Genomic DNA, 10,501 nt, shown 5'->3' with positions numbered 1-10,501 from the left:
TTTGAGTTTAGCACGGCGCGGCAAATCGCTCAACAGTTTTCAGGAACAAAGTAAGCACTTTAATAAATTATTGTTCGTGTTTATTCAAAACATAAAAAAACCGCAAGTCTGGCTTGCGGTTCACTGCATCCTAGTTTAGTTATTTGGCTGCGTGCTGCTGGTAGTTGACCACGGCCCCAATCAGGTTGGCCGCATCGGTGTACTGACAGATCTTGATGACCGGCCGCTGGGTGGCAATCTCGATTGTCTTGAACACGCCGTCCATGTGGCGCTCGATGCCCGGGATCAGCGCCGGGTTGCGCGACACCCCGCCGCCCAGCAGGAACAGCTCGGGGTCGTAGCTGTATTGCAGATTGAAAATGACTTCGGCCAGGGCCTCAAAGAAGCCTTCGACCTCCTCGTGCGCCACGCGGTCGCCGGCATCGGCAGCCGCAAACAGCGCCTCACCGGTGATCTTTTTACCCGTGCGCTTCTCGTAGTTCTCGCAGCGCTTAACGACCGTCGCTTGGGCGGACACGGACTTGCCGTTTTGCAGCATGAACCCGAACTCGCCGCCCAGCAGGTGGGACCCGTGTTCGACCCGGCCGTTTGCGATCAGCGCCCCGCCGACGCCGGTGCCAAGCACCAGCATCGCCACGCGCTGCTTGCCCTTAGCCGCACCGCTTGCGACTTCGGCCAAGGCGGCGCAATTCGCGTCATTTTCGAATGCCATTGGCAGGCCGAAGCGCTTCTCCAGCTCAGGCTGGATCGGGAAGTTGTGAATGTACGGCAAGGCGCTGGCACCTTCGATCACGCCGGTCGCCTGATTGACCGCTCCGGGACTGGAGATGGCCACCCCTGTAATGGGGTGATCCGCCTTCATTTTCGTTACCTTGTTGGCCAAGAGTCCGTAAAACTCAGCCAGCGTTTTGGGCGTTGGCGCCGCCGTCCGGTCCTGCAGGGCTGTCCCGTCCCACCGCGCAAATTTAATCGAAGTGCCGCCAATATCAATCACAGCTAATTCCATTTTGCCATCTCCATAACCATATTTGTCTACACAAATTAGTCTAGAGGTTGATGTATCCGCTGTCAAACTTGATTCAGCAGGGCACAATAAAAGCGCCTCTGCCAAAGCAGGGACGCGTTCATTTTGCGTTCAATTAGTGTTTCTCGGTAAATTCCTTGACCAGCTTGATGTTGTCTTCGTTGGTCACGGATTCGGTGGTGGCCCGCTCTGCGAGGGTCTTCAGGTAACTTGCCGAAAGGCCCTTCATCTGGCTACGCACGCGCAGGACAGAGGTCGCGGACATGGAGAACTCGTCGAGCCCCATGCCGACCAAGAGTGGCACCATGATCGGGTCGCCAGCGGCTTCCCCACACATGCCGGCCCACTTGCCTTCCTTATGTGCCGAATCGATGATGTGCTTCACTAAGCGCAAGATCGATGGGTTGTAAGGCTGGTAGAGGTAAGACACGCGGTCGTTGCCGCGGTCCGCCGCCATGGTGTACTGAATCAAATCGTTGGTGCCGATGGAGAAGAAGTCTGCGACCTTGGCGAACTGATCCGCCAACACGGCCGCGGCAGGTACTTCCATCATCATCCCGGTTTGGATGTTGTCAGCAACCTTCACGCCTTCCTTGACCAGCTTGTCCTTTTCCTCCAAGAAGACCTTTTTGGCCGCCTTGAATTCGTTGACTGTACCGATCATCGGGAACATGATGCGCAGATTGCCGTAAGCCGAAGCCCGCAGCAAGGCCCGCAACTGGGTGCGGAAGATGTCCTGCCGGTCCAGGCTGATCCGAATCGCCCGGTAGCCCAAAAACGGGTTATCTTCGTGTGGCAGTGGCAGGTATGGCAGCTTCTTATCACCGCCGATGTCCATCGTGCGAACCACGACAGGCTTGCCGTCCATCTGCTCGAGCACGGTCTTGTACGCCTCGAACTGATCGTCTTCGGTTGGCAGCTCCGACGAGTCCATGTACAAGAACTCGGTACGATACAGGCCAACGGCTTCAGCACCATTGGCAAGCACCGCGTCCATGTCCTTCGGGGTCCCAATGTTGGCGCCGACTTCGAAGTGCTGACCGTCTTCCGTCACCGTCTTAGCCGTCTTCAGCTGCGCCCATTCGGCCTTTTGTGCGGCAAAATCCTTGGCTGCCTGTTCGGAAGCCTGGATCTGGTCAGCACTCGGGTCGATCGTCACAGCACCGGTCAAGCCGTTGACGGTGATGGTCTGGCCGTTTTTAACGTCCGTCGTGACCGTGTCCGTCCCGACCACAGCCGGGATCTCAAGCGAGCGCGCCATGATCGCGCTGTGCGCGGTCCGGCCGCCGATGTCGGTGACAAACGCCTTAACGTACTTCTTGTTCAGCTGAGCAGTATCTGAAGGCGTCAAATCATGCGCCACGATGACCACTTCAGAATCGATCAATGCCGGGTTCGGCAGCGGCCGGTTCAAGAGGTGTGACAGCACCCGGGTCGAGACGTCGCGGATATCCGCGGCGCGCTCTTGCATGTAGGTGTTATCGGTCATCGCTTCAAAGGTTTCAATGAAGCCGTCGGAAACAGACTTCAAGGCGGTTTCTGCGTTGACCTTATCGTCTGTGATCTGCTTTTCAATGGCCCCGATGTATTCCGGATCGGCCAGCATGGTCATGTGCGCGTCGAAGACTTCTGCCTCTTCCTCGCCCAGCGACTCTGCTGCTTTTTGCCGGATGATCTTCAGTTCTGCAATGCTCTGGTCGAGCGCGGTGTGCAGACGTGCGACCTCTTTGTCTGTATCTTCAATAGTTGACTTCGAAAATGACAGATCGGGTTGCACGAGCAGGTAGGCCTTCGCCGTAGCGACGCCGTCACTTGCCGCGATCCCTTTCAGGTTCTTAGTCATTAGTTAGACAAGCCTTCCTTTTTCATGGTCTCTTCGATGGCAGCAATAGCTTCCTTTTCGTCTGCGCCTTCAGCGGAGATGGTGACGTCGGCGCCTTGGCCAACGCCCAAGCTCATGACGCCCATGATGGACTTCAAGTTAACGCTCTTCCCCTTGTATTCCAGGTTGATGTCAGAGTTAAACTTGCTGGCTGCCTGAACCAAGAGAGTGGCTGGGCGAGCGTGGATACCTGTTTCTGCAACAACATTAAATTCGTGTTTTTCCATGAGTAATCTGCTCCTTTGTGTATAAACTTTTGCCGAATAGAATTTGCATTCTATTTCTTGTAAACCTTACCATTATTCCGCTTTCAGAACAAGTATCATGGCTGGTTTTATTGCCCCTTGGCGGACTGATAATGGTACAAAATCGTGCCCCCGCGCTCCGCCTGGCCGACGATTTCCTTGCGAGCCGGATAATTGGTCCAGGCCTCACGAAAAGCGGCAAACGTCTCGGGTTCGATCTTGATCTCCGTAATTTTACCTGCGCGGAGATCATTCATCATTTGGACATAGTCTGATGCCACATGCTTGCCCCCTTTCCGTCACTATTTTAGACTAGAGACAGGCCGTTGACCAGCGCTGAAACCGCAGTCGCACTGAATTTCGCGAAAAAATTAGCACTCTCACGGTAAGAGTGCTTGCATTTAATTTTTCGCGGTGTACACTGGAGTCAAGGTCAAAGAAGGTCAAAGCCTGGTTTGACTTTTCCGCGTCCTTTGCGCGGAAGGACTTAGATAAGAAAGGTTGTGAACAACGGTGCTATGTGAAAATTGCCATCAAAATCCGGCTACCATTCATTTGTACACCAACGTGAATGGCCAACGCCAAGAGATCAACCTATGCCAAAACTGCTACCAGCAGTTGAAACAACAAGCAGGAGGCACTATGCAACCAACGAATGCAAACAATGATCCGTTCGGCTTCAGCAGTCTCGATGACATCTTCCGGGCGATGGCTTCCGGCCAAAACGGCCAGCAGCAGCCGCAGGACCAAACCCCACCCACTCAAAGCGGGCGCGGCGACAATGGCGGCGGCAACCGGCCTGGCCAAGGCGGCAATTCCGTCTTAGGTCAGTTCGGCGTTGACTTGACCGCCAAGGCCAAGAACGGCGAAATCGACCCAGTCATCGGCCGGGACGAGGAAATCGCCCGCGTTATCGAAATTTTGAACCGCCGGACCAAGAATAACCCCGTTTTGATTGGGGAAGCCGGGGTCGGCAAGACCGCCGTGGTCGAGGGGCTCGCGCTTAAGATCGCAAACGGTGATGTCCCAACCAAGCTGCAAGACCGCCACGTCATCCAGCTGGACGTCGTGTCTCTGGTGCAAGGCACCGGAATTCGCGGCCAGTTTGAACAGCGCATGCAGCAGCTCATCGACGAGCTGAAGAAGAATCCGAACATCATTCTCTTCATCGACGAGATCCACGAAATCGTCGGTGCCGGCAATGCCGAAGGCGGCATGGACGCCGGCAACGTCCTCAAGCCGGCGCTGGCCCGCGGCGAACTGCAACTCGTCGGGGCCACGACCTCTAACGAGTACCGCCAGATCGAAAAGGATTCCGCTCTCGCCCGCCGGCTGCAGCCGGTGACCGTCGAAGAGCCGTCGCCTGAAGAGACCATCAAGATCTTAAAGGGCATTCAGCCGCGCTACGAGGCCTACCACCACGTCAAGTACACCGACGACGCCATCGAGGCCGCCGTCAACCTGTCCGACCGCTACATTCAGGACCGGTTCCTGCCTGACAAGGCCATCGACCTGCTGGATGAGGCCGGCTCGCGCAAGAACTTGACCATTACCGTAGCCGATCCGCAAACCATCAAGGACAAGATTGCCGAAGCCGAAAAGCAGAAGCAAGGCGCCTTGAAGCAGGAAGACTACGAAAAGGCCGCCTTCTACCGCGATCAGGTCACCAAGCTGCAGAAGATGCAGCAGCAAGACGAAAAGCAGGAAAAGGAAGACACGCCAACGGTCACCGAAAAGGACATGGAGCAGATTGTCGAAAAGATGACCAACATCCCCGTTGGCGAGCTCAAGCAGCAAGAGCAAGAGCAGCTCAAGAACCTGGTGCCTGACCTTGAGGCCCATGTCATCGGCCAAAACGAGGCGGTCGAAAAAGTCGGCCGCGCCATTCGCCGCAACCGCATCGGCTTCAACAAGACCGGCCGCCCAATCGGCAGCTTCCTCTTTGTTGGTCCGACCGGGGTCGGCAAGACCGAGCTGGCCAAGCAGCTGGCCAAGGAACTGTTTGGTTCCGAGCAGAACATGATCCGGTTTGACATGTCTGAGTATATGGAAAAATTCAGCGTGTCCAAGCTCATCGGTTCGCCTCCGGGCTACGTCGGCTATGAAGAAGCCGGCCAGCTGACCGAGCAAGTCCGCCGCAATCCGTACAGCCTGATTTTGCTGGACGAAATTGAAAAGGCGCACCCAGATGTGATGAACATGTTCCTGCAGATCCTCGATGACGGCCGCCTGACCGACAGCCAGGGCCGCACCGTTTCCTTCAAGGACACGATCATCATCATGACGTCAAACGCCGGCTCGACCGACGCCGAGGCGAACGTCGGCTTCGGCGCGTCGATCAACGGCACGACCAAGTCCGTCCTGAACCAGCTGGGCAACTACTTCAAGCCGGAATTTCTCAACCGTTTCGACGACATTGTCGAGTTCAAGCCGCTGAGCAAGGACACCCTGTTGTCCATTGTGGGCCTGATGATCAACGACACCAACGCCAACATCAAGGACCAGGGCCTGACCATCAAGGTCACCGAACCGGTCAAGGAGAAGTTAGTCGAACTCGGCTACGATCCCGCGATGGGCGCCCGGCCGCTGCGCCGCGTGATTCAGGAGCAAATTGAAGACCGCGTGGCGGACTTCTACCTTGATCACCCGCAGGCCAAGCACCTCGAGGCACGCATCGACAAGGGCGCGATTGCCATTGTCGAAAGCAAACCGGAAACCCCGACAGTCGCCAAAAAATAACGCCAAATAAGTTGAAGGGACTAAGCGAATGCCTCGCTTAGCCCCTTTTGACTACTTGCGCAAGATTTTGGAGCCATACCACGGATAAAACCAGCCAGTGTACCCGCGCATCAGCGCATCGAACTGCGCTGGCGCAAAACGGCCGTTGCGGGCCATGGTGTCATAGGCCACCCCGAGGTCGACCACCTGGTAAGGCTGCAGCACAAACCCGTTGCGTTGGTAAAACGCCAGCCGGGAGCGCCGCTGCCGAACATTTGAGGCGGCGTCATCTTGCGGCTCCAGGGCCAGCACCAAGGGCCGCCCATCAAAGCGCGCCGCCAGCCGGTCCAAGATGGCCGAGCCAACGCCCTGCCCGCGCACGGTCTCCGCGGTCGCCAGAAAAATCAGGTACGTCAGGGCTTTGGTCGTCACGGTAAATGTCAGGCCAACAAACCGGGCGCCGTCGTGCCACGCTAGAAAATCAATGCCTGCCCGCCTGCTGTTGGCGAGCAGCCACACCAGGGGGACTTTTTCCTCTTTAGGAAACGCGCGCTGGTACAACTTGAGAACGGGAAAATAATACCGACTCGCCGGCCGGACCGGTTCACTTTGCAGGGTCATGACTGTCGCCTCCTGCCTCCAGTTTAGCAAACTTGGCGGCGAGCGGCGAAATTCACCGGCGGCGCAGAAACTTTTGGTTTTTCCGGCCGGTTCACTTATAATGAAGACAGGAAACTAGAGACTGGGGGCATTAATTATGCGGTTGATCGATATCACCAATAGCTACCCGCACCTGGTGGCGCAACAGCTCGCCCATACCGACACGAACTACATTAAAGTCTATTCACTTGGCAGCACCACGGTGATTTACACGCGGGCGGCCTCTCATGATGAGCTGCTGTTCACCAATGATAAGCGCAACATCAAAGATGCTGAGATCGCCTTTGCGCTGGATAAGTTGGCCCACGTCGCCTTTGCGGATGTCAACGTCATTCACGGCGATAAGCTCGCCGAAGTATCGCTGGCAACCGAGGAATTCTAAAAAAAGCCGGCAGTTGCCGGCTTTTTTTGCATGGAGGACACCATGGGCCTGTTTCAATCACTTGCGAACTGGTTTAAGCGCCGCCCGCGCAAAACTGCGAGCAAGACGCCAAACCCCACATCAACTTCAGCCCGACCGGTGCGCGCTGCGGCCAGCCAGCCGCAACAGGCAAATGCCTTGCCGCCGGCGACCGGTGCGACCAGCCGCTATGTTAGTGTCGCCATTTATTACCGCGAGCGCGGCAGTGCTGCCGAACTGCGACGGCCCAGCATTGTGCGCGGGCCGATCGGTGCGCGGCTGAACATTGCGATCCCGCAAATTGAAGGCTACGAGCTGTTTTCCGTCACGAACTATCTGACGCGCTTTCCGGCGAGCCAGGCGGTCGTCTACCTGCTTTACGATCCACACGTCGCCGCCCCAGTCGCGGTGTATCACCGCGATGAAACCGGCCGCCTGCTGGCTGCGCCAACGATGCTGGTCGGCCGGCTCAACGCGGCATTCACGGCAGAACCTTTGCCCGCCTTCAAGGACCACGCCGTTCCAAGTGCGCCGCAGCGCGGCCGCTTCACGCACACCGCCCAAGTGTTGCACTTCACCTACCAGCTGGGGCCAAGTCTCACCTACGCCGACCCGCAAAGCGCGTACGTTGAGTTGCGTCAGGCCAAGCCGGCCTACCCGACCCCGGTGAAGGCGCAGGTCTATGCCACCATGCTGCCAGCTGGCTCGTTTTGGCGCGTGTTTGGCCTCGCCAAGAATCAAGCGGGTGAAGTCTTCCTGGATCTTGGCGGCAGCCAGTGGATCACCACTGCTAACACGCAGCCGCAAAACAGCAATCCGTTCCTGCCTGGGCCGACTCAGCTCAAACTCACCACCGACCGTGTCAGCTTTAACGCCCAGCCGCTTCAAGCCGTCGGTCAGGTCAACACCAGTGGGTCGCTGACGCGCTGGGCCAAGCCGTATGGCCAGCGCCTGAAGCCCCTGGCCGCGGGCGCGACGGTTGCCCTGCTGGCCACTGTGTATGGCACCGACGGCAGCCGCTGGTACCGCCTGAGCGACGACTCGTACGTGCTTGCCAGCCTCGTTGATCTGCTCTAACTCAGACATGCAAAAGGCCACGGTCATCCGATAATTGGGACGACCGTGGCCTTTTAACGTGCTACGCTTTGAAAAACGGCTCAATACCTTCGACCATCGGCTGGCTGTCATCGTCCAGCGGGACAACCGACAGCTGCAGATCGATCGACGCCAGCGCCTTGTCGCCGCGTTCGCCCAGCTGCTGGGTCAACGGCCGCAGCTGCTCGTCTGCCATGCCTGCCGCATCCAAGATCAAGACTAGGTGTTCGGTGCCATCGTAGCTCAGCACGCGCAGCCAGCCCTGCTTAACGCCGCTGCCCTTCAGCTCGCCTTGCAGCATATCCTCAAAGCCGTCTGGCAAGTGGTCAGGCTCGGACACAGCAACTTTGACCTCATTGTTGTCGGCGTGGTGCTGCTTCTGCTGGTTGGCCAGGTCAGCTAGGGTCTCCCGGGAGAAGTAGATATTGTCGGAGAACGGGTTGATCGCAATGCCGTCGACTTCCTGGTTTTGGTCGATCAGCTCGGCCAAATCGGAGAACGCGATCGGCAGGATGGACGCCTGATCGACGTTTTGCTGCAGGTCGTGCTGACTCCAGTTGTCGAACAGCGAGTTAACTTCCTGCCAGTCGGTGAACACCGGCTGAATGTTTTGCCTGTCTTCACTGGACATCAGCGGAAACTGCATCTGCACGTCCTGATCGACCTGCGCGCGGCCGTTTTCGTCCGTCTTGATCTCCTGATCGGCCAGCACGACCATCAGCAGCGTCGCGTGGTCCACCAGTTCGGACAGAAAGTCACTCATGTTCTCATCGTTATTGTCCAGGGAAAAAGTCCGCCACTTGCCCAGCAGGTCATCATTGGTGATACTGCGCGCGGCCTCATTATGTTTGTTTTCTGATTCTGCCATTGTTCAGCTTCCTTTCTGCTTACAGCTTGGCTGTCAGCTTGACGTCCGGGTACTTATCGGCAAACCACCGCTCGGCGTACTGATTTTCAAACAGGAACAGCGGCAGGCCCTGCGAATCCTTGACCAGCAAATTGCGGCTGGACGACATTTTCTCATCCAGCTGGTCGGGATCGATCCAGCGTGCGACCCGGCTGCCGATCGGCGTCATCACAACTTCTGAGTTGTACTCATTTTGCATGCGGAACTTGAACACCTCAAACTGCAGCTGGCCGACCGCACCGAGGATGTAGTCGTTGGTGGTGTAGGTGCGATAAAGCTGCACCGCACCTTCCTGGACCAGCTGTTGCATCCCCTTGTGGAAGCTCTTTTGCTTCATGACGTTTTTTGGCGTCACGCGCATGAACAGCTCCGGGGTGAACTGCGGCAGCTTCTCGTATTCCACCGGGTCCTTGCCGGCGTAAATCGAGTCGCCGATTTGAAAATTACCGGTGTCGTACAGGCCGACGATGTCACCGGCCACGGCGGTTTGCACCTGCTCGCGGGTGTCGGCCATGAACTCGGTCGAGTTGTTCAGCCGGAGCACCTTGCCAGTTCTTGCCAGCGTGACATCCATGCCCCGCTCGAACTCGCCGGCGCCGATGCGGACAAAGGCAATGCGGTCGCGGTGGTTCGGGTTCATGTTGGCCTGGATCTTGAAGACAAACCCGGAGAAATTCGGGTCGGTCGGACTGATCTCACGCCCGTCTCGCAGCTTGTGCGGCCCGGGTGCCGGCGCCATGTCAACGAAGTGCTTAAGGAAGGTCTCAACGCCAAAGTTGGTCAGCGCGGAGCCGAAGAACACCGGCGTCTGGTCGCCTTTCATCACCTTTTTCAGGTCGAATTGGTTGCCGGCGTCGTTGAGCAGCTCAATGCTGTCCAAGGTGTCGGTGTAAACCGAGTCATTGGCCAGCGGCTCGCTGGGATCCAGCTTGCCGTTCTCGTCCAGCGGCAGGTACTTTTCGCCTGCCTCGTTTTCGCGATACAGCTCGATACGGTGGTCGACGCGGTCGTACAACCCGGCCAGGCCCTTGCCCATGCCCATCGGCCAGTTCATCGCGTAACCTTCAATGCCCAGCAGGTCTTCCAGCTCAGCGATCAGGTCCAACGGCTCCCGGCCGTCGCGGTCCAGCTTGTTCATGAAGGTAAAAATCGGAATGCCGCGCTGTTTGACGACCTTGAACAGTTTCTTGGTCTGGGCCTCGATCCCCTTGGCGGAGTCGATGACCATGACCGCCGCGTCGACGGCCATCAGGGTGCGGTACGTGTCTTCGGAAAAGTCCTCATGCCCCGGCGTGTCCAAAATGTTGATCTGCTTGCCGGCGTACTGGAATTGCAGCACAGAGCTGGTGACCGAGATCCCGCGCTGCTTTTCAATGGCCATCCAGTCCGACTTAGCGAAGTGGCTCGACTTTCTGCCCTTGACCGTCCCAGCCTCGCGGATCACGCCGCCGAACAACAGCAGCTGCTCGGTGATGGTGGTTTTCCCGGCATCAGGGTGAGAAATGATGGCAAAAGTGCGGCGCTTGTCTACCGCGGCTTTTAATTCTTGTGGTTTCATAAGTGGTCCTTT

General features: G+C 57.4%; 10 protein-coding genes. 3 read left to right on the top strand and 7 right to left on the bottom strand.

Annotated elements, in window-relative coordinates; translation table 11 throughout:
- Positions 1-139 precede the first annotated feature (139 nt).
- From JUE30_RS05825 to JUE30_RS05810, 4 genes are all read right to left on the bottom strand, one after another.
- Positions 140-1,006 carry an ROK family protein gene (locus tag JUE30_RS05825; protein ID WP_203624035.1) on the bottom strand — a complete coding sequence of 289 codons (867 nt, stop codon included), beginning with the start codon at positions 1,004-1,006 and terminating at the stop codon, positions 140-142.
- Between the two features lie 133 nt (positions 1,007-1,139).
- Positions 1,140-2,867, bottom strand: a complete 1,728-nt coding sequence (gene ptsP / locus JUE30_RS05820; protein WP_203624034.1) for a phosphoenolpyruvate--protein phosphotransferase — start codon at positions 2,865-2,867, stop codon at positions 1,140-1,142.
- Positions 2,867-3,133: a phosphocarrier protein HPr gene (locus tag JUE30_RS05815; protein WP_203624033.1), complete on the bottom strand. Its 267-nt coding sequence runs from the start codon at positions 3,131-3,133 to the stop codon at positions 2,867-2,869. Before JUE30_RS05815 ends, ptsP begins: the two co-directional genes overlap by 1 nt.
- Positions 3,134-3,240: 107 nt before the next feature.
- Entirely contained in the window at positions 3,241-3,432 is a 192-nt protein-coding gene (locus JUE30_RS05810; RefSeq protein WP_203624032.1) for a hypothetical protein, read from the bottom strand.
- A gap of 232 nt (positions 3,433-3,664) precedes the next feature.
- Here JUE30_RS05810 and JUE30_RS05805 point away from each other — a divergent pair, with 232 nt between their 5' ends.
- The gene (locus JUE30_RS05805; RefSeq protein WP_203624031.1) at positions 3,665-5,890 is read left to right on the top strand and encodes an ATP-dependent Clp protease ATP-binding subunit; all 2,226 of its coding nucleotides are present in this window, start codon (positions 3,665-3,667) and stop codon (positions 5,888-5,890) included.
- Between the two features lie 51 nt (positions 5,891-5,941).
- Here JUE30_RS05805 and JUE30_RS05800 read toward each other — a convergent pair whose 3' ends face one another.
- Complete coding sequence (locus tag JUE30_RS05800; protein ID WP_203624030.1) at positions 5,942-6,490, bottom strand: GNAT family N-acetyltransferase; 549 nt, start codon at positions 6,488-6,490, stop codon at positions 5,942-5,944.
- A gap of 136 nt (positions 6,491-6,626) precedes the next feature.
- Here JUE30_RS05800 and JUE30_RS05795 point away from each other — a divergent pair, with 136 nt between their 5' ends.
- Positions 6,627-6,911 (top strand): DUF1827 family protein, encoded by a 285-nt coding sequence (locus tag JUE30_RS05795; RefSeq protein WP_125755299.1) that lies wholly within the window; start codon positions 6,627-6,629, stop codon positions 6,909-6,911.
- Positions 6,912-6,953: 42 nt separating this feature from the next.
- Complete coding sequence (locus JUE30_RS05790; protein ID WP_203624029.1) at positions 6,954-8,006, top strand: MucBP domain-containing protein; 1,053 nt, start codon at positions 6,954-6,956, stop codon at positions 8,004-8,006.
- A gap of 61 nt (positions 8,007-8,067) precedes the next feature.
- Here the strand turns inward: JUE30_RS05790 and JUE30_RS05785 are convergent, their stop codons facing one another.
- Positions 8,068-8,892: an SseB family protein gene (locus JUE30_RS05785; protein ID WP_203624028.1), complete on the bottom strand. Its 825-nt coding sequence runs from the start codon at positions 8,890-8,892 to the stop codon at positions 8,068-8,070.
- Positions 8,893-8,911: 19 nt separating this feature from the next.
- Positions 8,912-10,489: a peptide chain release factor 3 gene (locus JUE30_RS05780; RefSeq protein WP_203624027.1), complete on the bottom strand. Its 1,578-nt coding sequence runs from the start codon at positions 10,487-10,489 to the stop codon at positions 8,912-8,914.
- Positions 10,490-10,501: the final 12 nt, after the last annotated feature.

The sequence above is a fragment of the Lacticaseibacillus sp. 866-1 genome, from assembly GCF_016861825.1.
Lineage (GTDB): Bacteria > Bacillota > Bacilli > Lactobacillales > Lactobacillaceae > Lacticaseibacillus.
Note: the sequence above shows the minus strand (reverse complement) of the source record. Positions and strands in the feature narration are given on the sequence as shown.